The 22,230-nt window shown below is 53.8% G+C and carries 28 protein-coding genes, 1 tRNA gene and 1 pseudogene; 5 read left to right on the forward strand and 25 right to left on the reverse strand.

Features of this window, described 5'->3' with window-relative positions; translation table 11 throughout:
* Positions 1 to 257: 257 nt before the first annotated feature.
* From JC200_RS03270 to JC200_RS03310, 9 genes are all read right to left on the reverse strand, one after another.
* Positions 258 to 1,124 (reverse strand): carbon-nitrogen hydrolase family protein, encoded by an 867-nt coding sequence (locus tag JC200_RS03270; RefSeq protein WP_274434758.1) that lies wholly within the window; start codon positions 1,122 to 1,124, stop codon positions 258 to 260.
* 118 nt (positions 1,125 to 1,242) lie between these two features.
* Positions 1,243 to 2,508 carry a histidinol dehydrogenase gene (gene hisD, locus JC200_RS03275; RefSeq protein WP_274434759.1) on the reverse strand — a complete coding sequence of 422 codons (1,266 nt, stop codon included), beginning with the start codon at positions 2,506 to 2,508 and terminating at the stop codon, positions 1,243 to 1,245.
* Between the two features lie 20 nt (positions 2,509 to 2,528).
* Positions 2,529 to 3,944, reverse strand: a complete 1,416-nt coding sequence (locus JC200_RS03280; protein WP_274434760.1) for an APC family permease — start codon at positions 3,942 to 3,944, stop codon at positions 2,529 to 2,531.
* Between the two features lie 140 nt (positions 3,945 to 4,084).
* Complete coding sequence (locus JC200_RS03285) at positions 4,085 to 5,629, reverse strand: PucR family transcriptional regulator (protein WP_274434761.1); 1,545 nt, start codon at positions 5,627 to 5,629, stop codon at positions 4,085 to 4,087.
* Between the two features lie 662 nt (positions 5,630 to 6,291).
* Positions 6,292 to 6,885, reverse strand: coding sequence for a hypothetical protein (locus tag JC200_RS03290; RefSeq protein ID WP_274434762.1), 594 nt, complete (start codon positions 6,883 to 6,885; stop codon positions 6,292 to 6,294).
* Positions 6,875 to 7,906, reverse strand: coding sequence for a hypothetical protein (locus tag JC200_RS03295; RefSeq protein ID WP_274434763.1), 1,032 nt, complete (start codon positions 7,904 to 7,906; stop codon positions 6,875 to 6,877). The genes JC200_RS03290 and JC200_RS03295 overlap by 11 nt, the downstream gene beginning before the upstream one ends.
* Positions 7,907 to 8,242: 336 nt before the next feature.
* The gene (locus tag JC200_RS03300; RefSeq protein WP_274434764.1) at positions 8,243 to 8,521 is read right to left on the reverse strand and encodes a helix-turn-helix domain-containing protein; all 279 of its coding nucleotides are present in this window, start codon (positions 8,519 to 8,521) and stop codon (positions 8,243 to 8,245) included.
* Positions 8,522 to 8,874: 353 nt separating this feature from the next.
* Positions 8,875 to 10,074 (reverse strand): transposase, encoded by a 1,200-nt coding sequence (locus JC200_RS03305; RefSeq protein WP_274434765.1) that lies wholly within the window; start codon positions 10,072 to 10,074, stop codon positions 8,875 to 8,877.
* Positions 10,075 to 10,197: 123 nt separating this feature from the next.
* The gene (locus JC200_RS03310) at positions 10,198 to 10,383 is read right to left on the reverse strand and encodes a hypothetical protein (RefSeq protein ID WP_274434766.1); all 186 of its coding nucleotides are present in this window, start codon (positions 10,381 to 10,383) and stop codon (positions 10,198 to 10,200) included.
* Positions 10,384 to 10,596: 213 nt separating this feature from the next.
* On the opposite strand from JC200_RS03310, the gene JC200_RS03315 reads away from it, so the two are divergent.
* Positions 10,597 to 10,980 carry a hypothetical protein gene (locus JC200_RS03315; RefSeq protein WP_274434767.1) on the forward strand — a complete coding sequence of 128 codons (384 nt, stop codon included), beginning with the start codon at positions 10,597 to 10,599 and terminating at the stop codon, positions 10,978 to 10,980.
* 86 nt (positions 10,981 to 11,066) lie between these two features.
* Here the strand turns inward: JC200_RS03315 and JC200_RS03320 are convergent, their stop codons facing one another.
* On the reverse strand, positions 11,067 to 11,198 hold the full coding sequence (locus tag JC200_RS03320) for a hypothetical protein (protein ID WP_274436658.1): 132 nt from the start codon (positions 11,196 to 11,198) through the stop codon (positions 11,067 to 11,069).
* On the opposite strand from JC200_RS03320, the pseudogene JC200_RS03325 reads away from it, so the two are divergent.
* A pseudogene (locus tag JC200_RS03325) lies at positions 11,176 to 11,979 on the forward strand (tyrosine-type recombinase/integrase). The gene JC200_RS03320 and the pseudogene JC200_RS03325 overlap by 23 nt on opposite strands.
* Before the next feature lie 292 nt (positions 11,980 to 12,271).
* Positions 12,272 to 12,778, forward strand: coding sequence for an NUDIX hydrolase (locus JC200_RS03330; RefSeq protein WP_274434768.1), 507 nt, complete (start codon positions 12,272 to 12,274; stop codon positions 12,776 to 12,778).
* Positions 12,779 to 13,008: 230 nt separating this feature from the next.
* On the opposite strand, the gene JC200_RS03335 is transcribed toward JC200_RS03330, so the two are convergent.
* The 4 genes from JC200_RS03335 to JC200_RS03350 form a co-directional block, all read right to left on the reverse strand.
* Positions 13,009 to 13,083 (reverse strand) — tRNA-Thr (locus JC200_RS03335).
* Positions 13,084 to 13,128: 45 nt separating this feature from the next.
* Positions 13,129 to 13,314: a hypothetical protein gene (locus JC200_RS03340; protein ID WP_274434769.1), complete on the reverse strand. Its 186-nt coding sequence runs from the start codon at positions 13,312 to 13,314 to the stop codon at positions 13,129 to 13,131.
* Positions 13,315 to 13,326: 12 nt separating this feature from the next.
* Positions 13,327 to 14,724 carry a glycosyltransferase family 2 protein gene (locus tag JC200_RS03345; RefSeq protein WP_274434770.1) on the reverse strand — a complete coding sequence of 466 codons (1,398 nt, stop codon included), beginning with the start codon at positions 14,722 to 14,724 and terminating at the stop codon, positions 13,327 to 13,329.
* Positions 14,636 to 14,968, reverse strand: coding sequence for a YbjQ family protein (locus JC200_RS03350; RefSeq protein ID WP_274434771.1), 333 nt, complete (start codon positions 14,966 to 14,968; stop codon positions 14,636 to 14,638). Before JC200_RS03350 ends, JC200_RS03345 begins: the two co-directional genes overlap by 89 nt.
* Before the next feature lie 207 nt (positions 14,969 to 15,175).
* Between JC200_RS03350 and JC200_RS03355 the strand changes: the two genes are divergently transcribed.
* The gene (locus tag JC200_RS03355; RefSeq protein ID WP_274434772.1) at positions 15,176 to 15,547 is read left to right on the forward strand and encodes a DUF2512 family protein; all 372 of its coding nucleotides are present in this window, start codon (positions 15,176 to 15,178) and stop codon (positions 15,545 to 15,547) included.
* A 103-nt stretch (positions 15,548 to 15,650) separates the two neighbouring features.
* Here JC200_RS03355 and JC200_RS03360 read toward each other — a convergent pair whose 3' ends face one another.
* From JC200_RS03360 to JC200_RS03375, 4 genes are all read right to left on the reverse strand, one after another.
* Positions 15,651 to 16,748 (reverse strand): DUF3626 domain-containing protein, encoded by a 1,098-nt coding sequence (locus JC200_RS03360; protein WP_443111863.1) that lies wholly within the window; start codon positions 16,746 to 16,748, stop codon positions 15,651 to 15,653.
* Positions 16,749 to 17,220: 472 nt separating this feature from the next.
* Positions 17,221 to 17,460: a hypothetical protein gene (locus tag JC200_RS03365; RefSeq protein ID WP_274434774.1), complete on the reverse strand. Its 240-nt coding sequence runs from the start codon at positions 17,458 to 17,460 to the stop codon at positions 17,221 to 17,223.
* On the reverse strand, positions 17,436 to 17,927 hold the full coding sequence (locus tag JC200_RS03370) for a hypothetical protein (RefSeq protein ID WP_274434775.1): 492 nt from the start codon (positions 17,925 to 17,927) through the stop codon (positions 17,436 to 17,438). The genes JC200_RS03365 and JC200_RS03370 overlap by 25 nt, the downstream gene beginning before the upstream one ends.
* Positions 17,928 to 17,983: 56 nt before the next feature.
* On the reverse strand, positions 17,984 to 18,208 hold the full coding sequence (locus JC200_RS03375; protein ID WP_274434776.1) for a hypothetical protein: 225 nt from the start codon (positions 18,206 to 18,208) through the stop codon (positions 17,984 to 17,986).
* Between the two features lie 113 nt (positions 18,209 to 18,321).
* On the opposite strand from JC200_RS03375, the gene JC200_RS03380 reads away from it, so the two are divergent.
* Positions 18,322 to 18,540, forward strand: coding sequence for a helix-turn-helix domain-containing protein (locus JC200_RS03380; protein WP_274434778.1), 219 nt, complete (start codon positions 18,322 to 18,324; stop codon positions 18,538 to 18,540).
* An 89-nt stretch (positions 18,541 to 18,629) separates the two neighbouring features.
* Here JC200_RS03380 and JC200_RS03385 read toward each other — a convergent pair whose 3' ends face one another.
* Genes JC200_RS03385 through JC200_RS03415 form a run of 7 tightly spaced genes read right to left on the reverse strand, consistent with a single transcriptional unit; the run spans position 18,630 to position 22,158 of the window.
* A complete protein-coding gene (locus tag JC200_RS03385; protein WP_274434779.1) occupies positions 18,630 to 19,175 on the reverse strand; it encodes a hypothetical protein in 546 nt (181 codons plus the stop codon).
* 12 nt (positions 19,176 to 19,187) lie between these two features.
* A complete protein-coding gene (locus tag JC200_RS03390) occupies positions 19,188 to 20,054 on the reverse strand; it encodes a glycoside hydrolase domain-containing protein (RefSeq protein WP_274434780.1) in 867 nt (288 codons plus the stop codon).
* 50 nt (positions 20,055 to 20,104) lie between these two features.
* Entirely contained in the window at positions 20,105 to 20,596 is a 492-nt protein-coding gene (locus tag JC200_RS03395) for a hypothetical protein (RefSeq protein WP_274434781.1), read from the reverse strand.
* Positions 20,586 to 20,822 carry a hypothetical protein gene (locus JC200_RS03400; protein WP_274434782.1) on the reverse strand — a complete coding sequence of 79 codons (237 nt, stop codon included), beginning with the start codon at positions 20,820 to 20,822 and terminating at the stop codon, positions 20,586 to 20,588. Before JC200_RS03400 ends, JC200_RS03395 begins: the two co-directional genes overlap by 11 nt.
* Positions 20,819 to 21,286 (reverse strand): hypothetical protein, encoded by a 468-nt coding sequence (locus JC200_RS03405; RefSeq protein ID WP_274434783.1) that lies wholly within the window; start codon positions 21,284 to 21,286, stop codon positions 20,819 to 20,821. Before JC200_RS03405 ends, JC200_RS03400 begins: the two co-directional genes overlap by 4 nt.
* 30 nt (positions 21,287 to 21,316) lie before the next feature.
* Positions 21,317 to 21,679 (reverse strand): hypothetical protein, encoded by a 363-nt coding sequence (locus JC200_RS03410; protein WP_274434784.1) that lies wholly within the window; start codon positions 21,677 to 21,679, stop codon positions 21,317 to 21,319.
* Positions 21,676 to 22,158: a hypothetical protein gene (locus JC200_RS03415; RefSeq protein ID WP_274434785.1), complete on the reverse strand. Its 483-nt coding sequence runs from the start codon at positions 22,156 to 22,158 to the stop codon at positions 21,676 to 21,678. The genes JC200_RS03410 and JC200_RS03415 overlap by 4 nt, the downstream gene beginning before the upstream one ends.
* Positions 22,159 to 22,230: the final 72 nt, after the last annotated feature.

The following is a 22,230-nucleotide window of genomic DNA, read 5'->3' on the forward strand; positions in this document are numbered from 1 at the left end:
TGACTGGCCTTCTGGCAAGACCCGATTTTTTCTGAGAGTTGACCTGATTAACTTAGATGACCAAGTTGAACTCGGCTATCGTGTTAGCCATCTCATCTCCACATCCATCAGACTAGACCACCGAATTGGGTGTGATTGCGTCGATGCAGCCAGAACACATAGCGGCGACGACGAACTTTGTCGACAATCCGTACCGGTATCGGTTTGCAGGAGAACGCGAGCGATACCTCTGGATGACGAGGACACTCCAAAGCTGCCTACTTCACCATATCTCCGTACAAGCCCGGGCGACGCAGTCGGTAGTAGTCAATGGCATCATCTAGGTCCGCCAGTTGTGAGAGATTGAGGTCGCAGACGTACAACCCCGGCTCGGGCTGTGCCTCAATTAACCACCGGCCTGTTGGGTGCATACAGCAGGAGCCGCCGCAAAAGTCTGTGTCGAGCTCCGGGCCTAGGCGGTTGACAGTCGCAACAAAAGCTCGGTTCTCAAGCGCACGTGCCGCGGTGAACGTCTGGTGCCATGACCCGAAGGGGTGCATGTTGTCTGCCGGAAAGAGGATGATTTGGGCACCGTTGAGACCCACAATTCTAGATCCTTCTGGAAATTCGATGTCAAAGCAAATCTGCACCGCCAGACGTCCCCACGGCGTCTCCCACACCGGGAAGACGTCGCCTGGTACAAACGACTCTGCTTCGCGGCCGAACAGGTGTACCTTCGCGTAGGTTCCGACGAGCCCCTCTGGTGATACCAGAGATGCGGCGTTATACATCGGCCAGTCCAGCCCATCCCCCGTCATATTCACTCCGTAACGCGATGTTCCGTGCTCGACCGTCTCTGCGCGGTACGATGGGTGGCCAAAAATAATCCAGATGTCCTCCCGAGAAGCAGTGTCCTGCAACCGCGCCAACCAATCGAGCTCGTCTTGCGGTGTCGGACGACGTTCCCAATACTCAGGGAAGTAACCGGTGACGTACAACTCCGGATACGCCAGCAGGTTCACCTGCCGCCCGTGACGGCCTGCTTCCGCCGCATAACGCTCTATCTGAAGTAGCGTACTTTCGATGTCTCTAACCACCGGTGCATCCTGGACAAGTCCAAGGCGCATGAAAGCCGGGTTCGCCACTTTCCATCCCTCCATTGCTGAAAATGTTGACTGGGCGCACCCTAGCGGAGCGCCCAGCAACAATGCGTATCAAACTAATTCCATCGATACTGGTCATCTCATGAGATCTTCACATGTCCTATATCTGCCTTGTGAGAAGGCGGACCGCTGCGGACATCTCGTGCCCTACAAGTCCCTCAATCTGCGACTGCCGTGTTGCGTGCCGGGCGAGAAACTGTGTGCCATCGCCTGTGATCTCCTGGTGCGTCACTACCTTCAAATACGTACCTACCCACAGTCCGCCAGTGTAGCGGGCGGCGCGTTTGGTTGGCAGTGTGTGGTTCGTACCGGACACCTTGTCAGAGAACACAACAGAACTCTGTTCACCAAGAAAGAGCGACCCATAGTTCGTCAAACGTTCCACTAAGGCCCGTGGCTCCTTCGTCTGCACGTGCAAGTGCTCGATGGCATAGTCGTTGCAAATGTCGATCGCTTCGTCGAGGCTCGCTGCGACAACAACTTCCCCCATTTGTAACCAAGACGCTTGGGCTGGCCATGTCGTAGGTTGAGATGCAAGGACCCGCTCAACGGCCGTGATGGTGTCGTCTGCAAGCTGATCCGACGTTGTCACGAGAATAGCACGAGCAAAGGGATCGTGTTCCGCCTGCGCCAGCAGGTCTCGTGCAATAGTCTCTGCATCACCCGTTTCATCTGCGAGCACCAGTACTTCGCTCGGACCCGCGATGAGGTCGATCCCGACGTCGCCAAACGCCTGCCGTTTTGCCTCCGCCACAAACCGGTTGCCAGGGCCGGAGAGAAAGTCAACTGGTGCGATACCCTCCATGCCGTACGCCATCATTGCGATGGCCTGGGCGCCACCAATCGCGTAAATCTCAGTCGCCCCAGACAGCTTTAGCCCGTATAGCACGGCAGGATGAATCGAGTTGTTGTAATTCGCTGGTGAACACGCCACAATGCGCGGAACCCCTGCGACCCTCGCTGGTGCCACTACCATTGCGGCGGACGACAGTAGAGGGAACCTCCCACCAGGTACGTACGCTCCAACAGAGGCGATCGGTATGAAGCGGTGACCCAGCACAATGCCATCGTCGAACGTCTCTTCTAGTGGGTGCAAACAGTCCTTTTGCGCCTCTGCAAAGCGGATCACGCGGGCGACCGTCGTCTCGATCAGTCCCTTCGTCTCCGCATCCAGTGTGGAAATAGCGTCATCGAGCTCTTGTTCCGACACGCGCAACTGCGGGCGCTTGACTCCGCCAAACTTCTCTTCATACTTGCGAACTGCTACTTCTCCATGTTGCTGCACATCAGTGAGAATGTCCGCAACTACTGAACTGACTGAACCCTGCGTCTCAGACGCCTCTGCTGCACGTTTACGAAAATGCATTACTTTGTATGCCTCCTTAATTATTCTGCTAATGTTTGCGCCGCCACGTCGAGGACTTCCTTGTTCCTGCTTCCGAGCCACAATGAGTACAAGAGGGCAAAGACGACGATGCCAAGTACGATGTACGGAAATGCGTTGTACGGGGCCGGCTGTCCTGGCTGAATCAGCGACCAAAACGACCAGATGAGCACGACCATACCAACCACCGGCACAATCGCGTGTCGCCACCAGTTAAACTCCTTGCGGTTGTGCCGCCACATGTACACAGGGAGGGCAATGTTGCCCAACAGGTACATGAGAATGATCGGGATCGTGCCGAGGGAACCCATGTCCGCATAGAACGTCAGCGGTTGCATCTTCCAGCCGATGATAAGGATGAGCGCGAGGGCAACAAACAGGTAGGTCAACAGAGCGACATGAGGCGTGCCGTACTTCTTGTTGACTCTACCAAACACTCGCGGAATCAGACCTTCGCGTCCGGCGTGAAAGATAATGCGGGTCTGCGAGTTGCAGGCTGCGATAGTACAGGCAAACAGACTCGTGAAGCCGATGAAGTCAATTAAGAAGATGCCGAAGCCACCAAGATAGTGTTTTGCGAGCGTGTTAAAAGGTGCTGCGTCAGCTGCGAGTGTCTTCAAGTGGTTACCGCCGTATCCGACAATTGCTGCGTAGCTCGAGAAGACGTACAAAAACGCGACGATGATGATGGCCCAGAACACTGCGCGCGGGATGTTGCGCTTCGGGTTCTTGGCCTCTTCAGCGAGCGGCCCGCTGTTCTCAAAACCAACGAAACTAAATACCAACAGCGGGAAAGCCAAGCCGAGCGATTTGAAGCCACCGAGCAAGTGAGTAGGCAACAGCGGAGCAAGGCTAAGACCGTTCGCACCACCTCTAAATACGATTACGCACGAGATTAGGAGTAGCACTGCAGCCTCCGTGAAGAAGAGCCCGGCGGCCCACTGTGACGAGATCTTCAGACCACGCACAACCAGGAACGCTACGACGAACGTCCCGACAATCGTAATAGCCTGCCAAGGGATATTCACGTTGAAGTTTTGCTGAAAGACCGCCTGAATCCAACCTCCTATCTCAATAATGATCGGTGTAATCGCGATGATGTAGCCGATCGACACAGTTACCGCAATGGTAATGCCCGTATAAGCGCCAAACGTTCTGGAGATAAAAGTGACAAACGAACCGGCGCTTGGAATCTCGCGTGAAAACGACGTCAGCGTGTTTCCGACCGTCAGAATAGCGACAGCAGCGAGAAGCATACCAAACGGGGATGCGAGTCCTGTTGTGCCGGCCAAGAACGCAATACTGAAAAAGATACCTTGTGCGGGCCCCACGTTTGCAAGCGTCGCAATGATCAGATGAAACAGGCTCATCTGGCCCTTGCGTAGAACCGGCTTAGTTTCCGTCATCGGTACTGCCACAACGTCCCCTCCTATAAAAAGAGTAAAATTGCTATGTTCGTATGGTACGGACGATGTGGATCATTTTCAATATTCAATCTATACATCAAACAGGAGACGAAAGTGTGCGCATTGCACACTGCAACATCATGTACGACTAACTACTTCGAATCCCCACTAATCGACAATAGTGCAGAAAACGCGAGTACATTCTGCGGGTTAGTAAAATCGATGCCGTAACGTTCATGCCACCTCTGCAACCGCCTGTTCAGACCATTGCGATGCAGAGAAAGCACGTCCGCAGCCCGACTAACGTTGAAACTGCACGCAACGAGTGCCTGCATAGTGTCTACCATCCGCTCGCGCTCACGGTGCTGCGCTGGCAGAGCAAACTCGTCAAGGGTGTCTTTTACCATCGTCTCGCGCAATTGTTCCACAAGCACGTCCCACAGCGCCACGTCTTCGAACCAGCGCAAATCAACATCCCTCGTCTGTTGTAGCGCGGTCTGAGCCTGACGTCTACTTTTACGGATACCGATTATCCCCCTTACCTCACCACCAATGCCCGCTTTCCACATCCGGACCCCGGTCTGTTCAGCGAGCAGTTCTCGCATTCGCTTCACAAGCGCCGCGTAGCGGTCTCTCCCCTGGCTACCCGGCACCGGAATAAGCACGACAAGCGCGTCGTTTTGTGGTCGTGCTACCAGTCGTTCGTTTGGAAAATTGCGTAACACTTGTTCAGTTTGGCGAAACGAGAAATTGAACTCCTGCTCGCCCGCTGGCTGAAGTACAACTACTCGGCTAGGCGCGAGCAGATCGATACCCACGATTCTGCACTGTTCAGCCAGTTCATCATCGGTGCCCTCTTCGTCGAGAATGGCTCGAAAAGTGTCTCCAGCCATCTGCAGACGGAGGTTTTGCGTCTGTGAAAACATTGTCGTGGCAACACGAATGACCTGTATCGCCGAAGTTACACGCCTGGTTGAGACGCTACGCTCACTAAGCAAGTGGATGGTCGCAAAGCTGACAATTGCCGTACGGTTCCTCACGACAAATGCCCATACAGGGGGATCTACGCAGTAACTAACACCTTCACTGTCTGCGATGGCTGCTCGGAACTGGTCTTCTACGGCAGGGAACGTCGAAACAAGAGGTTTCTGATTCTGAGTCGGCCACTTAGCTAGGAGTGCAGTAAACGAGCGATCGTATAGTGTGACCCTCGCTTGCAACCAGTCCGCGACGTATTGCAAGGTGTTCGCTACATCGTAAACGGCTGAACGCGTCACCTCGTGCCAAAACCGCTCCAACTCAAGTGACTCTTGGAACTCTTTATCCATCAGTGTATGCATTGCCGCGTACGTGAGGTCCACGAAGCGGACTTCATCTGGTATGAGAATGAGGGGAAGACCGAGTTCATCCGCAGTCTTGCAAGCTTCATTGGACATGACGTCGTTTGCTTCAGCGACGGCGAGGGCTGCTCCTTTGACACTGTATAACTGGCGAACCAAGTGCACTAGGTTGACGTTGTGTCCTGCTCCGGAATGAATCAATATTTCCCCGCCACGCAACCAAAACGTCACGTCCGGCAAGTCGGAGATATGAACCCACCGCACAGGTCGTGAGAGTCCCTGCTGTCCTCCAACAACACGACACGATGCGAATTCCGGGAGTTGTAGAATACTCTGCACATCGACGACATCTGCCATCAACCAGCATCCCCTCTCTATTGCTGTTTAACAATTCATCGCACGCTTATCAAGCATTTAACCGATTGGGTTCAAACCCTGCAAGTCTCCCTATCTGACATTACGAGTAGAACCGTAGCGTTCTGGCCACCCACTTAAGGACGTGGCAATTTGCATATCAAATTACGTGGTGCTAGCGCTCTTTTGAACCTGCAACTTCAACTCCAATTGTCGTGTCATTGCTTTGACCTGGTCCTCAGCATCTTGAGCCGGTCTCTTTGCTACGTCCGAGGTCTGAAAGGAAGGGACGGGAACGCACTCGCACAATCTATCGCACAACAATTAAGCAAAACGGTCTCCCATCCTCCGGGTGACCGTTCCGCGTCCTTCGTCCCTATGCGGTTATACATGGATCCACCTGTCGGATTCGAACCGACGACCTGCTGATTGAGAGAGAGAGATGGCTAAGACTATTTTCACTCCATCCCCGTGGTATCAGTAAAGTTAAAAAAGCTATGTCTGGCGCGGGTTCTCCGACTTTGGGTCCTCCGCTGAGCTCCAAATACATTCATGTATTTACGTATTCTGTTGACCATTTGTTGACCATTTTTCCTTCGGTTAGCCGTGAACTATATTCCGCTCCCAAGCCGCAGAGTCGAGATGTCGCCTCGCTAATGAAAACTTCAAGGTATCTCCCGAAACAGTTGCAACGTCGGTTTGATTAATCGTTCAACAACATCTTCGCTCGTGTTGAGGTCGTAGAGACTAGTGGGCATCAGTTTCCCTCTTAGCTTCACGTTACTGTCTTCGAACGCTATATGTTCTGGGTCCTTAAACATCCTGTGTTCAACGTATTCAAATAAGCCCATGCACTGCTCTAATCTTTGGTGTTTCCTCTGCTCAAAATCATAAAGGACACCAGCATGGACAGTAGGTTCCGTTACCGATTTGTCATTTAGAACAATTCGCATGTAAATTACCCTAAGGCTTTCATTTATCGGAGTGCCCTTACTCTCGGTGTCGATAAAAGCCTCTGGCACGAAGAAAACTGCCAGTTTCCGCAGCAGCCACAAATTGACGTTGTTCACCTCAAGCCCATTTGAGCTCCGAGCAGTGATTGCGTAACCTCCGCTTGGTTTCCCAATTACGAAGGTCTCCTCCTCCTCATTAAGAGTAGATTCGACCTCCTTAATCAAGAACGATACCTCCATATACAATTTCTGTATAAAGTCGAAGGCAAGTTGCGTTTGTTCGACCAGTTTGAGTTTATTTTCCATTTGTAGACCTCCAAAAAATAGTCTTCATAGACGTAAGCGACTTCGAAGATGATCCGTCAAATCGTTTCCTTGGTTTACCAAAAATATCCTGATGCACGACGCCAATATCCCGACCTTGCAGCCGCTGGAATCCGCTGAACTTGCTACCCCTCGACGTGGCCGTCGATAATTCATGTCTTCGTCCGTGGCCGTGAAAAATCTCTTGAGGCACTACGTCGATGTCACTGGCTTGCAATCGCTCGAATCCGCCAAACGCGATCCTGATCGACGTCGCTGCTGGTGAATCATCTCGTCGTCCGTGACTGTGAAAGATCGTCTGAGGCACAGCGTTCATATTACTGACATGCAGTAGCTTAAACCCGGTGAATCTGCTCCTGCTTGATGGCCTGAAAAACACATTATCTGTTGTAGCGAAACCATCATCCACCAACGATATTCCTTGATACGATCGTAAGTTCTTCCTAACAAGCAAAGCATACAGGTCTTCAGCCATGAGGCGTACCCCAGAATTCATGTGAACCTCACTATCCAGTACAGATGAGATAACCCGTGCAACAGTTTGCCAATTGGTCCACTTTAGAATCCTTATAAACTCCGCCGGAATGTCTGTGAACTTCTCGCTCCTATAATAATAGTCTGCAGTTATGGCAACGAGGACAAATTGCAAACCCATTTCGTCTGCCTGACTCTGACCACCAGCAATCTCCCGAACCAGCTGAGACGGTGTCTTTTCATGTTCCTTACCAAAATCAGAGAAGTACTTTGCTTCAATTAGAAGATAATATTTGCCTACAATGATGACCACATCTGGCTCTGTCTTGTCACCGTAGGTGGGCCAAAATAAAAACCCCGCCTCCTGACATTCGACGTGATCAACCGTTAAGCCCGTTTCAATCAAGAAACTTTGCAGGAACAAATCTCTGGGTGCGTACTTCAGAAACGAAAAGACATTTGAAGTCAAAATATCTTCCTTGTTCTCATTCTTGCGCGATAATTTTCCATGAAGTTCTGCTAAATACATTTCATCGCCTACTTGTCACCGCGTCCTTTACCAGTCATTCTGGTGAATTCTTTGGTCTGTCAAGATGGCAAATATGTAGGATGGGGCCTGTAGATGCTGCACAGACGTGGTACTTTGAAGCGGCACGTAGTTGAGGGCCTGTTGAAAGGTGATCTTAGAAACTGACCTGTTCGTCCTACTCAGATAAATTGCATTGCCCCGAACCACGTATGTGAACTCACCGCCTCTGATTTGTCGGAACGTTTGTCCTTCGCAATCCACAATTCTCTGCCACACGCTCTCAATCAACAAGCTCACCCCTTAGACGTTCGGTACGGACACCGTATGCTTAACTTATCAATCTGTCGACTCATTCAACCACTCAAAAAACCTACGTGTTGGGATAATGACCCTGCTTCCAGCCTTTTTGCACGGTAACGTCGGGCTTCTGGCCAACTCATACACTTTGCTCTTAGACACCTTCAGTATCTCGGCTGCCCCATCTACAGTCAATGTTTCACCATACAGGTCAACTAGACTGGTACTAGTTTGCAATGACCTGAGTTCTTCGAGCAATTCTCGCTTAATCTTCTGCAGTTCTTCAGCAACGATGCCACGGATGAGATCTTCAATCATTATTATGACGCAACTTCCAGTAGGCTCTGCCACCGTCTAGCCAATGCATAAGTCTGGCTGTACTCATTGAACCGTGATACAAGGGAAAAATTCGGGTCCGTCTTGGGCAACTTTCTAATGGCATACTAGCTCATACCGAGGACCTGCGACGCCTGTTCGATTGTGAGGACTGGCCCGTACGTTTTAACCTTCGCTTGGTATTTCTCGTCTACTAATTGAGCGTTTTGCAGAATGACGTTGCGAGCGAATGAAGAAACGATTTGATAGCAGCATAACGGGCAAGAAAATCACTTTTTATGTATGGGACGTTTTGTCGTATGCGCGCTGTGTGAATATCAAACCTTCGTCTCGCCTCAAGCGCTCTTCGCCATACTGCGTGCTACGTTCGCAGCCACCGCTGATGCCAGTAAGACAATTGCATTGATGTAAGCGTAAGCCGTAACTTTCCGGATGCCTCGCAGATGCATATCGTTCATTGTGAGATGTTCTTTGAGCCGCGAGTTACATCGCTCAACGGATGTTCGCTCGTTGTAGAGCTCCTTCCAACCTCTCGTGTTTCGGTGAGGATTTGAGTAACGTCGGATATCCTCGACGATGTTCTTCTTGACTACCATTCCGTAGTTGGAGTCTGAGCAAGCTGCAATTCCAAGCGGGCAGTCAACCTTGCCGACAGCATGTGGGCAACGGAACTTTAAACGACCACTGTCTGCGCCCCAGTACACCATGTCGTATCCCATCGAGCAACGGGGTGTCCCGTCCGAAGCCATCCCGGCTGGTGGTTCCTTCTCGCCTCGCTTGTTCATTGCGACGATTGCCTGCGCACCGTAACTGCGAGTCGCTTCGTAGTTCTTGACCTGGTCGTATCCGGCATCCATCATGACGAACTTGAATCTCCAACCGTGCTGAACGATTTCTTTCATCAGAGGTACTGCCATTTCACCGTCGTATACGTTGGCAGGCGTGACATCCAAGGCAATCGGAAGTTCGCTGGCAGTATCCACCGCAAGGTGGACCTTGTACCCAAACCACGTCAGCTTGTTACCGAAGGTATCGTACTTCCCACCCCAATTGGCATCGCCGGTATGCTGACTGCGTGACTTTGGCTGCTTTTTCTCGTAAGCGCCAATCGCTGTGCTGTCGATTGCGACATGCTCACCATTGATGATGCCAGACTCTCGACACTGATTGACCAGGTCAGTGAAGAGTTCCTGCGCAAGTTCCTTTTCAACCACAGCCTGGAACACGCGACTCAGTGTGGCAATCGATGGTGCCCGCTCATCCAACCGAAAGCCGCACTGATACCGGAATCTCAGGTCCCTGTCCAGCCGGTGATGGAGACGAGTGAACGTCGATATGCCCTCCAATGGAGCCGCCAGCAGAGCACGTAAAATTGCTTCTCGATTGATGGGCTTGGCGCCATGGGGTGACGCACTTTTCAACTTGTTGGCGTAGGGTTCAAGGTCGAGTACTGTAAAGAAAAGACCCAATCGCTCACTGGACTCAATTTCTAACCATTGCTCAAAGGAAAACAGGGGCTTTTGGAGAAGATACAAGTGGACTTCCCTCCTTGAGAGTTTCTTGTTTGGTCACTTGAAATCTTCTCCAAGTTGGGGTGAAGTCCCTTTTTATGTCCTGTTATCCCTTGCCCCACAAGGGCTTATGAATCTGCAAAACGCTCAATTATCAATCTTTACAGCTTCCTGGTATATTCTCTCTAAGAGTTCATAATCTGTTTGGTCAAGTGAAGATACCTTTACGGGCTCAACGGCTTCGTCCCAGCTTCCTTCTGGTTGCAGTTCCTTCAGACACTGGCGGACTTCATCACGAACAATTTGGCGAATGAGGCCATCAAGATCCGCCACCGGATTACCACCCCCTACAGCCTGCTTCCCCTCCCACTGCTATACGTGTAAATATCAACCGAAAACAGGCAAGATTGAGAAGTTAACGAGGATTGAGGTGAGCCATGTGGAAACCGATACTGGAGAGTATTTAGTTGGCGCCTATTTGAAATTGATTACCGGGTGCCAGGTCATCGACTACAACGTCAGGCCTCCTGCGGTGGTCAGGACGGGTTGAAGGAACTGGATGTTGTTGGCTTCGACTTTGCCAACGATACCGTGTACCTCTGTGAAGTGACAACCCACCCTCAGGGAGCTTTATATGGAAACTCCGCGGACGAGACAACAAACCGCATTATTAAAAAGCACAAGTGGCAACGTCAATATGCGAAGCAATATCTTAACACGTTCAGCACGCTAAGATTCCAGTTCTGGTCGCCGTACGTCCCACTCGGAAGAACAACCAGAGCACTATCTGAAATGCAGATCTTAGAAATGATCATTAATGAAGATTATACGTCCAGAGTAAATGAGCTACGTGACCTAGCCAGAGCCACACGCCGCGACACTGGAAATCCAGTCTTTCGGACACTTCAAATTCTGGAGCACCTGCGTTGAGATATAGAAAAGCCCCCCCCAGAAGATGGGGCTTGCTCATGGCTTACCAAGGTGACGCAACTGCGTCCACCGCGTACGGTATCGCCTTAGACTTCAACGCGGACGCGCAGTCCCCACACACGGTCTTGTTCTTGAAGTACGTAACATCGTTCTATATCCGTCCCGAACTCTTCGCTCTCAAGTTGGACAAGCTGGATGCTCCGAGAATCCAATCTCACTATACACATCTCCAGGATCGTGGCCTATCATCGGCCACGATCCGGCGGGCACGCAGCGTTGCGCAATGCCTTGCGATGGGCTGTCCAATGGCAGATCCTCACTCACAATCCTGCAGATACTGTGGCCTTACCGCGGATCGAAAAGAAACAGGCGCGGCCGTTGTCGCCAGAGGAGGCTGCACGGTTTCTCGAGGCATGCGCTTACGACGAGTACGGGCCGCTATTCCAGCTTCTGTTGTTTACGGGACTGCGCCCTGGTGAGGCAACGGCACTGCGTTGGTGCGACTTGGACCTCGAGCAACATGTCGTATACGTCCGGAGAACGTACACTAAGAAGGTCGGTCAGGAACTTATCTCATCCCAGAAAACCAAGCAGGGCCCCCGTGGTGTGCCTCTTCTCGATACTAACTAGATCTCAACTCTGAGAACCTCCAAAACCCCTGCAGTCGAGAAGGCCTGGCAATCGAAGACGAGTTTACATCAGGAGAGCCTAGTGTTTACGACCTCAATTGGAACGCCGTTGCAATCTCGTAACCTCATTCTGCGCCACCTCAAGCCATTGTTAAAAGTTGCCGATATACCTGAGACTGTCCGGCTGTACGACCTGCGCCACAGTACTGCGACCCTTTTGCTCACGCTTGGGGTGCATCCGAAGGTGGTCCAGGAAATGCTCGAGCACGCGGATATCAAAATGACGCTTGACACGTATTCGCACGTCCTCCCCACTCTCACACAGGATGCTGCGAAGAAACTCGCGGACCTGTTCTCCGGAAGAGGTTGATTATCTAAGCCCGTTGAGGCTGGTCAATGGGACCAGCCTGATTTGAGGTTGCCTTCCGTTGGGAAGGTATATCCAGACGAGAGTCGTATATTGGTAGTAGAGGAAATGTGGTACTTTTGGATTGGTTCTACGACGAAAAGCAATAACCCACGGGTTTTTGTTTTTGCACTAACGGGCAGAAGTGTTGAGAAATCCAGAGAATAACCTTCCCGAAGCTGTCCCAAACAACGGGAATTGGATGCCAAACGTATTCGAAGGTTTTACCTTGGGTCGACGAGAAGGGTGTGATTGGATGAGCCACATGATACATGTTGATTGGGACGGACATCATGTTAAACTCACATGGTATCCCATGAAGCAGATATCGGACTCCATGACGGTTACAAGTGTTCAGGGGTACTGCTTTAACCAAAACAAAGTTGTGCTGGTGAACGTTCGCGGAAGAGGTTTTAACACACCGGGTGGACATATAGAGAACGGCGAAACTATCGAAGAGGCGTTTCACAGGGAAGTGTTGGAAGAAGCGAGTGTTCGGGGAGAAATTCACTACCTAGGAGTTATTGAAGTCAGTCACGAAGGAAATCCATTGTTTGTTGCTGGAGGAAAATACCCACTGGTTGGATATCAAGCGTTTTACAGAATGGATATTAGAGAGTGTCTGCCGTTCCGAGAAACCAACGAGACGTCATCACGGATTTGGGTTGAGCCTGAGCTGGTGAAACAAGTAATAAATGATCACGAACTTTCCTTGTTAGTGTTGCAACAAGCGTTGAAAAGGGATGAATGCTTATCGGACTAACGGGGGCGTTAGTTCAATAGAGGCCTCCCCCTCTACATGCGGCTAGTCACACCTATGACCTCCCAATTCAGCTGTCTGAATTCTGTTTTTCACCCCTGGCAAAGCCCTCGAAAACCGTCTCTGGACCTATTTCAGCAGAAATGTTGATCAAAAGTTGATCAAAACACCAAAACGGGAAGTTGTCCAAGCTGGACTACCTCCCGTTTTCCGCGCCACTATTGGGTTTTTCATGGAGCCACCTATCGGATTCGAACCGATGACCTGCTCATTACGAGTGAGCCGCTCTACCCCTGAGCCAAGGTGGCATGTTGGTGTAAATATGCTGGAGGAACCGCGCGTTGTACGGGGTTCTATCGAATACCCGGAGCAAAACCAGCAGGACTTAGTTTACTTGCGGCTCGCAAAAATGTCAAGACCAATTGGTTGCAAATGAGAGCTTCCGTGACAATCCAAATCGTGTCAAACGACACACCAGCAACCCCTGCATCCGGCCACCCAACGCCACGGTTTAAACAGCCTTGTCGTGAGCGCGCCACCACAAGACTCTCCTACCTCGCATGCTTCCTTAGTTCCTTCAGCGAATACCTCGTCCCTCTCCACTCAATGCCACCGCGCCGAGCTGTCAGCCATGCTCCCCGCACCAATGCGAACACCAGCAGGCACACGCCAAGCGGCAGCGTGAGCAGCCAGCCGAGTGAGAAGTGCGCCAGGCGGCCTAGCCATACGTACAATCCGGTCAGCCACGCGAAACAATAGGCAAACGCAGCCGCGGCAAGGCCAGACCCCGCGACCAAGCCCCAGACGACGCCCCCTATCGGCCCGAGGTAAAACAGCAGGCATCCGACCATCGCCATCGTAAACAGCAAGTACGAGTAGCCGAACGGCGCGAGCGAGTTCTTCTCGAGGCCGCGCAGCATGTCCGAAAAGCTCTTATACCACTCGACTTCGACGAGCCCTGGGCCTGGCACGAAGCGCTGGCGCCGGCCGGCGGAGCGGAGGCGCTGGGCAAGGTCGAGATCATCCACAGCAGACATCGCCATCGCCTTGTGCGTGCCCATCGCTTCGTACGCGTTCAGCCGCACGAGGTTGAACGCGCCAATGCCCATGCTCACCTTGGAGCCATCGAGGTTCGCGGCCTGGGGGCGGAAGACGACCATCATGTTGTATGTGAAAAACGTGACGGCTGCGCCGAGCGCAAGGCCCTTCGTTCGGATGGTCGGTGGCACGGTGATGTGGTCGGCGCCTTCCTCCACGGCTCGCGCAACGGCCTGTGCGATGGCGGTCAGGTGAAACTCGATGTCGGCGTCCGTGAACAGCAGCCATTCGCCGGTCGCGCGCCGCGATGCTTCATATAATGCGTGGTTTTTGCCGAGCCATCCGTCCGGTAGCGTCTGGACGTGCAGCACGGTCAAGGGCGGGGTGGCGGGCCAGGTGGAGGCGGCAGCGTCAAGCAGGCGGCCCGTGTCGTCCGTGGACCGGTCGTCCACCGCGATAATCTCCAGGTTCGGGTACGTCTGCCGCTGCAGGGTATCGAGGGTGTGGAGGATGGAGAACTGTTCGTTGCGGGCCGGGACGATGACGGTCACCCGCGGTAGTGAGGCATCAGCGGCGCGTAACGCGGCACTGGCCCCGTGGTGCAGCGCGGCGTCGCCCGCATCGGCAGGCTGGCCGAGCGAGGCATCGGCGCAACCGTCTGACGCTGTGGCACCGTGATCGACGACAAAGTCCCCCGTCCCCGGCTGGAGCGGCCGCGTGCGCCGCATTCCGGGCAGCGCGCGCAGACCCATGACCGTCCAGCCGAGTGCGAGGGCGATGGCAAAGATGAGCAGCAGGGTGTGTCCTGTCAACGCAGTCGCGTTAATGCGCCGATGCGACGCGGCGAATGCGGACGGCCGTGCCGTAGGCGACGATTTCTGACATCGTCTGGCCAATCTCGCTCGAGTCAAATCGCATCATCACGACGCCGTCCGCACCCATCGCCTGAGCATTCTTTTTCAGGCGGTCGATGGCGTCCTGGCGCGCATGTTCCAGGAGTTGTGTGTACTCGTGGATCTCCCCGCCGACGATGCTGCGCAGGCCCGCGACAAAGTTACCGCCGAGCCCGCGGCTGCGCACGACGACGCCGAACACTTCGCCGAGCGACTCCTCCACCTCATACCCAGGGATGCGCTCTGTTGTCACGACTACCATGCTCTCCATCTCCTCCCGTTCGAGTTGCGCTGTGTGGCTACAAACTCAGGGTTCGCGCTTGTTGTGGCGTCCATACACAGACGTTGCGCTAGGTGTTACAGCAGCGCCATTCCACCCTCATCATACACGTTCTGGACGCACCTGAATACGGTCGGCATAGGCGGCGCACTGCGGGGGGACACTGAGCGAACAGGAGAGTGATCACGGATGTCAGAAGTCGTCGTCAGCCTCACCAACTTCCTGCTCAAACTGGTCACGGTGGTTTTGGTTCTCTGGGTTGCCGGTCAGACGAACCCGCACTTTTACGTCAACACGTGGATTGCGTTCTCGACGGCCATTGCGGTGTCTCTCATCGGGGTCATCACAGACTTGACCGCGCTGCCCGCCATGGGCAACGGCCGCGCGCTCGCGCTCGATTTCATCATCAACACGCTGCTCATCTGGGGCATCCCGAACCTCGTCCACCAGGCGTCCATCACGTTCGTGGCCTCAATCATCTGCTCGGTCATCATCGCGCTCGTCGAGTACTCGACGCACATCTTCATGCTGCGCACGGAGAGGCTGATGAGCCGGCGGTAAGGTGCGGATGAAGGACATGTGGACTCAAGTGTGGACATCGCAGGAATCATTTCGTCCCGTGGTGAACCGCACGAACATGCAACATGCTGTCGCCTACATTGACTCATGTAACGTCCTGAAGCGGTTTTCCGTATCTTACCAACACATGCCACAACAGTTTTAATTCCTGAAGCACATCTTTATACGCACCCCTATCACTCCAAGTACTAGGATTCCGCTGCAAATCCATGGCCGCAGACCCGATGGTAAATGTATCGACCACACCATTTCTAGCGATGCGTTGGGCTAATGAAGGCATCAATGGTCCTCTAAAATCCAGGGGCACTTCATCCACAAAAAGCGCGAAGCCCATGTGCCAGTGCAGGGAAATTGAATACTTCAGGCACATTTGCTCCAGAATATCTCCTACGTAGGTACCCCTAAGTGATGGATCTGCCACTAGGATGTCCACATCTTCTTTCAGAAAAATGTCACCGTGAACCTGAGCTTCTATGTAGTGGTTAAGATTTCGATTTGCTTCCTTAGTGGATGGGTCTTGGAATGGGGCTTCAAGATTTACAAGCATATGGTCGATCAGCTTTCCCACGGTCAGACTTTTTTGACCAAGGGCGAACTCATTTACGAACGTATCCCTCAAGAGAGCCTCTAAAATGAGGTCGAATTCTTCGTAGGTGCCCTTTTCCTTGGGGTCTTGATGAGAATCCAAATACGTGTACGTACATCGTTGAGAAACCTGTGGGGATAGCAGGAAATAGCACGATCCAAAACGTGGAGCTGGTCCATCTGGATGCAACATGATATCAAGTGCTCCATACTTTGGTCGTTGGCTATTGGTTGAACCATTTATTTGGTATGCTCCACCGAATAACTTCTTCTCCCAACTATCACGTTCACCACCTGGGTAAGCTGACACACTCCCATTCGACAAGAACGTCTCAAACTGACTTTTGTATATTCCTTGTTCAAGCAATGCTTCAGCAATGTTTTTCATCATTGGGTCAGGTCTATCTGGGTGAAAATGCAGGGCAACTCTGGCGTGTCTCTTCAGCTTTGTGACAGCCTCTTCAAATGCGCTTCGTTCAACATTGGACATCAGAAGGATGTGCGAAATCTCTTGCTCAGCCTCATGTTTGTGGTCTCTGGCGTACTGCGTAACGTGATTTAAAGCCAGCAACTGCGACTTCGACAATGTTCCGGACAATCGACACCCCCCCTTTTGCACGATTATACAATAGGAAACGAGGGACATTTACAAGAAGAGATATTGCGCATATGACGGCTGACGGCGTTAGGACAGACGAACTCGCCGTTGCTGAGACGAGGTGCCGTGTGAGGAGATCTAACGCCGCCTGTTGCGATGAGTCGGCTCTCACTTGACTCCAGCTCATCTTTGACAGCCCTGAGCTGAAGGTGCCCCATTGTCTCCGCTGCACGTTCACTGGAGACGTCTTCTGGTCAGTTATGTCTTCTGGCAAAAGCTGAAGGACCACCTTCAACTCGGAAATGATACCGAGCGTGAGGGTGGTCCTTCAAGAGAAGGTGGAGCGCGTCGTGGTTTCGTTCAGTGATGACCTGCAAGCCGCGAACTGTCTGTGTCTGTTGTTCATTTTAGTGGTAGCGGCGGAGTGCTACCGTTGAAAAACAAGACATTGGTTGTCAGCTCCCCCTTCTAATCACCTCAACGACTCGCGCCTACGCGCCGTCAGCAACTGCGCAGCTACCTTTGTGCTTTCCTCAAAATGCTGTCTCACGTACTCATCGAGGATGTGCCCGATCAGCTGTTCAACCTGCTCCCGCAACTCCCATGACGCGAGTGCATTCTCGCGCTCAAAATACATTACTTCCTCCACCAACATCTGCAACCTACGGTAAGTCACGCGCGGCACGTCTACCGCCGGATCTCGCCAACCCATTGCACCGTCCCCCTTTTGAGGCTGTACGGACTGCGCGGCACGAATCCGGGAGCCGCGATGTCGAGCAACCGTTCCCGTCGCGCGCACTCTGTGATGAGGATACCGACTACGGGTGCGAGCGGCCTTGCGAACGCAAACGCGATGGCGTCCAACTCCCACCAGTCGTCGCGGGTGACACGTAACTTCAACCGCTCGACTCGCTCGCTCGGATGCGGCATCAGTGCGCGGATGTCCTCCGGTTTGTTCTGCCCGATCCAGCACGTCTGACCACGCTCATAGTCACGCCAGAAGTACGGCGCCAGTGCGTTCAACGTCGGTACGTCATGTGATGCTGTGAGGGCCATATGACGCGCCGCTTTGCCATCCGATGTGCGCAGGTAGCGCGCCACGTCGTGGACAACCTCCCGCACCCAGGGCGACACTAGGCACAGCACTTGCATCTGTTTGTCCGCTCTCCCCCGCTCCATGTGGCCACCTCACATTTTTGAGATTTAAGTCAGGGAGTCGCTACCAGGCTACCGCGCTAGGCCTCTCCCTCGCCTCGGGACAGCCTCACGGAACCGGACGAGCTGCGGCGGGCACCTGAACGGCGTTTGGCTCCATCTTGGGCGGCGAAAATGGCGTCTACTGCGCCGCGTAACTCGGTGACTAATGCAACTAGGTCTTGCTGCGTCTGCGACATCGGGAGCGCGTTTGCTTTGGTCTCCATTTGCGCGACGAGGAACGACACGAACCGACCTTCTAGCATGGCGAAACACCTCCATCGAAGTGATGGTTTGATGTTATGTAAACCTGTTTGTCCACTATACCTGATGTCTGAAATCAAATAACTTGGACAATCCTGCGAATGAGGTGATATTCGTGGGCTGGTTTGGGCTAGGCAGACCGCGCACAAAGTTTGGGAAGTGGATGGAAGATGAGGGCATAACGCAGGCCGAACTCGCGCAGAAAAGCGGCGTCAGCCAATCGGTGATTAGCGAGCTGGCGCACGACGCAAAAGCGAAACCAAGTTGGCGCACCAAGAAGCGATTGCGTGACACGTTAGAGGAGTATGGTGCAGAGGATATGTGGGAGGATTAACGCAATAAAAACGCCCCCGGGTGTGTGCGTCCCGAGGGCGTCTGCCGTGTACATAACCTCGTGGTAAGTGTCACCTCACTCTCGATGGTCTAAGGTGCTTGCACCGGCTGCGACGGTGTCTGTGACTGCGTGATCGCGGCTGCGCGCTGTGCCGCGTCCTGCATCGCGGGCGCTACTGCGTTGATGGCATCCATGACAGGTGTGACCGCTGCCGTGATTTGTGCGCTTGTGACGCTGATGCCAATCTTCGCGAGTGCAGCTTGCACCGTTGTCAACAGTGTACCTTTTTCGATCTCGCTCATGTCAGTCCAAGACTTACCCGACGCCGCAAGTACCTTCGCAATCTCCTGCGCAAGCGTGCTCTGAAGCAACTGGTCCGTGATGTGGTGCAACTCCACCTTCCCCGTCGCAGCTGCACCGGCAAACCACGGCGACTCAACCAGCCCGCGCACCAGTTTGCCTGCGTCATCGAGCGCAACGCCAATGCCGTGCGGCAGGGACTCTTCGACTTTCGTCACGCCTTGCGAAATCTGCGGGAAGCGCTTGGCGAACCACTTCCGGTCGTGCGCAATCTTCGCCACAAGAGCCGCCGCAACAGATGCAACAACCGTCCAATCAGTACCGTTCCAAATCATGTGTTTTCCTCCTCAAGGTTTGAGAGTGGTTGTAGAGCCATCCGCGAGATGCACGTCTACGGACTGTACCGTAGGCGCAGCTGCAGCTGGCGCCGTCTTGTCAAACGAGAAGTTCCACTCACCGTTTACATTCTTCATCTGAAAGCCCGGGATCTGTCTGTCCTCAGTCCAGAGAATGTAGGTGCTCCCGTCGTAGACTACTGCCGGGAACTCTGCGCCGTTGACCTTCACTTTGGTTGCTTGCACATCCTCACCTCCCGTTCTCGGGTACCAACCCGGGTCACTGTAAATCTCGTCAAGGTCCACCTGCAGATGCGCCACCCATGTGTCGACCTTGGACTGGTACATCGCCGTATGCGGGCTGATGACGCCACTCGACCACGCGAGCGTCTGCCAAACCCGGTCCGGTCGACCCTTCGCGTCAGGGGACAGCATGAGGTAGTTGACGATCGAGATGCCGCCGTAGACGCCGACCGCAAACTTCCCTGCGAGCACCTCTTTGACAGCTTGGAAATACTCGTCCACCACCAGAAAGTCCACCGTCTTGTATGCGTCGTAGTCGACCGAGTAGTAGACGACGATCGACGGGTCTGGATGCACGCCGAGCCACGCCAACTCTGTGAGCGTGTCGAGCGCATCCTGTCTGCCTTGTGCTGCAGAAAAGTAGCCGCGATAGTTGCTCAAGCCTTCCCAGTTGAAGATGACGCGCAGACCAGCGTCGAGATACACCTGGAGTTCCTCGGGTGTCAGCGCCTTAGTCCATCCGTGCGTCTTTGCGCCCAGATAGACAACCGCGTCATACCCTGCGGCTTTGAGCGCCTTGCAGTCTGCGGCCACGAACGGCGTGTAGCGGTCAACGGCTTGCGCGATGCGTTGCAATGGATTTCCCTCCCTTCGTCTGCACCAACATGTAGAACGCCGTGAGTGCGTCAACCATCAGCTTGCGCCTCCTGTTCTTCCTTCCCGGCACTTACCCGGTCCGCAACCCAGATTGGCTCCGGGCAGTAGTGCACGCCGCCAGACAGCCAGCCTGCGATGTGCGGATGCGGCTCACCCGGCTTGCCTGTGTGGCACGGCTGGCACAGCATCATCAGGTTGCGGATATCGTCCTCGTTCGTCATCGGCGTGTCACCCATCTTGGCCGCATAGCCGTATGGGTCGATCATCTTTGCCCGACGCAGAGCCGCGTCCCAGTCTGCGTTGTTGGCCTCGCACCATTCGACCGCGAAGTGGTGCAGCTGCAGGTCTTTGTCGTTGCGGATGCCAGCGATCGCACAGCCGAGACAGTAGCCATAGCCGTCCGCGATGATTTGTTTGCGGTTGCGTTCAAACTCAGCCGATGCGTTCTTGCGGTCGCCGTGCGTTGGTACCCACTCCGGCACGCTGATTTGTAGCGTTAGCTTGTGTGCTTCAACGGCCACGCGGTCCACTCTCCTTCGGTTTCCCTCTAAACACCCATCCCGCGACGAGTGTCAGCGTGCCAGCCAGATAGTCCGTGATAGGTGTAAGCCAGCTAAAAAACCCGTACTGGTGCTGTGCCACCAGACCGACGATAGCAATCGTGGAGAACAGGAAGTGATAGATTCCCTCGCCCATCAGCGCGTACGACAGGAGCTTTCTGAGCAAGTGCAACAGTTTTCTCTTCATCGGTCGTCTCCTTTGTGTGGCACAGCTGCGCTTCTTGCGTTGCGAGCTTCAAGGGGTTCGAGCGTCACCAGCACACTTCCGTCCGGCGCCGTCATCTCCACGATGTCTTCCACGTCCTCGCGGATGTCCTGCGCAATGGCAAGGATTGTGCGCATCATGCTCACGTGATTCTCGAGCATTTGCGTCTGCGTGTTCTGTACGTCCACCATCTGCCGCTGCATGGCCTCGAGTTTCTGCTGTGCGAGACCGGATTCAGCAGCCGAAACCGAAGACGCATAGGCCAGCACTGGTTGCGTGATGCCGCTGTAGACGGTGAGAACGTAGAGCAAGATGAATCCGTTGGGATCGATAAGCGGCCAAATGTGCTCGACGATGACCCACAAGAGCGTGAGTGCGAACGTCTGAAGAACCCCAGCCGGGCTCGCGAACCACACCGAGAATCTGTGCATCGTTTTGTTTAGCACTGCATCACCCACCCTTCGTGCGGTGTGCCTCTAGAAGTGGAGGTGCAATAGGAGCGCGACTCCAACGGACACACAAAGGCTACCTACAGCCGTGACGGCAATCTTGGCACCGTCGGGCCACCTGCGCCGGGTTTCCACCATGCGGTCGAGGCGCTTGTCTTGTTCGCTCAGGTGCGAGTCTACGGCGTCAAAGCGCTCGTCCACTCGTTTGGAGAGGCGCTGTTCCGTGGCGACAAGGTTCTGCTGCAACTCGGCCATCGCGTTGCTCAGTGCCTCTTGGTTGTGATCCAGCTCGTCCACGTCGTCCTCGACGGTGTCCACCCGTGGCAAGAGGTGCATCAGTACTTCGCGGTCTGTCAGTTTCGTGAAGTCGATAGGCGTGCGATGTCTCATGTTTGACCACCCACCGGCCACGCCTTGACCGCGAGATAGATGTCCTCCGGGCTCACGGTGATACGCTCACGAGGTCCCCACTCCGCGTCCTCGAAGTATTTGCGCAGGAACGAGCTGCAGATCTTGGCGTGTCGTTCCTCACTTTTGATAAAACGGACTGGCAGATGTACAACTCCGCAGGTGCCGTACTTGAGCGCGTCGTCGATGATGAGCCACCAGTCGTAAGGCTCCCCCACGAGTTTGTGTACTTGGGCAAGTGCCGCGTCTCTCTGTTTTGGCGGGATAGGCGGACGGAATCCCTCAAACTTGCCGTAGTCAATCGGGTTGATCGCCACCGTCTTTCCGTCGGCCTCAATCTTGTAATACGGACCGAGTGCAAGCGCCACGTGGTAGAAGTACTGCGCGTGGCCCGGGTCTTCCAGTTTCTCACCGAACTCAATCAGCCGTGTGGATAGATTTGGCGGCTTGTGGTAGAGCAAGACGTCTCCTGCTTGGCACCAGTATTCGAGCAGTTTGACCACCCCCTCAAAATAAAATGGACCCGCATCTCT

The organism is Alicyclobacillus sp. ALC3 (assembly GCF_028751195.1).
Lineage (GTDB): Bacteria > Bacillota > Bacilli > Alicyclobacillales > Alicyclobacillaceae > Alicyclobacillus_L.

Excerpts from the sequence above, each read along its gene's own strand:
- hisD (WP_274434759.1), bottom strand. The coding sequence starts at position 2,508 with ATGCATTTTCGTAAACGTGCAGCAGAGGCGTCTGAGACGCAGGGTTCA.
- JC200_RS03285 (WP_274434761.1), bottom strand. The coding sequence starts at position 5,629 with ATGGCAGATGTCGTCGATGTGCAGAGTATTCTACAACTCCCGGAATTC.
- JC200_RS03290 (WP_274434762.1), bottom strand. The coding sequence starts at position 6,885 with ATGGAAAATAAACTCAAACTGGTCGAACAAACGCAACTTGCCTTCGAC.
- JC200_RS03295 (WP_274434763.1), bottom strand. The coding sequence starts at position 7,906 with ATGTATTTAGCAGAACTTCATGGAAAATTATCGCGCAAGAATGAGAAC.
- JC200_RS03300 (WP_274434764.1), bottom strand. The coding sequence starts at position 8,521 with ATGATTGAAGATCTCATCCGTGGCATCGTTGCTGAAGAACTGCAGAAG.
- JC200_RS03330 (WP_274434768.1), top strand. The coding sequence starts at position 12,272 with ATGAGCCACATGATACATGTTGATTGGGACGGACATCATGTTAAACTC.
- JC200_RS03350 (WP_274434771.1), bottom strand. The coding sequence starts at position 14,968 with ATGGTAGTCGTGACAACAGAGCGCATCCCTGGGTATGAGGTGGAGGAG.
- JC200_RS03355 (WP_274434772.1), top strand. The coding sequence starts at position 15,176 with ATGTCAGAAGTCGTCGTCAGCCTCACCAACTTCCTGCTCAAACTGGTC.
- JC200_RS03365 (WP_274434774.1), bottom strand. The coding sequence starts at position 17,460 with ATGGGTTGGCGAGATCCGGCGGTAGACGTGCCGCGCGTGACTTACCGT.
- JC200_RS03370 (WP_274434775.1), bottom strand. The coding sequence starts at position 17,927 with ATGGAGCGGGGGAGAGCGGACAAACAGATGCAAGTGCTGTGCCTAGTG.
- JC200_RS03375 (WP_274434776.1), bottom strand. The coding sequence starts at position 18,208 with ATGCTAGAAGGTCGGTTCGTGTCGTTCCTCGTCGCGCAAATGGAGACC.
- JC200_RS03385 (WP_274434779.1), bottom strand. The coding sequence starts at position 19,175 with ATGATTTGGAACGGTACTGATTGGACGGTTGTTGCATCTGTTGCGGCG.
- JC200_RS03400 (WP_274434782.1), bottom strand. The coding sequence starts at position 20,822 with ATGAAGAGAAAACTGTTGCACTTGCTCAGAAAGCTCCTGTCGTACGCG.
- JC200_RS03410 (WP_274434784.1), bottom strand. The coding sequence starts at position 21,679 with ATGAGACATCGCACGCCTATCGACTTCACGAAACTGACAGACCGCGAA.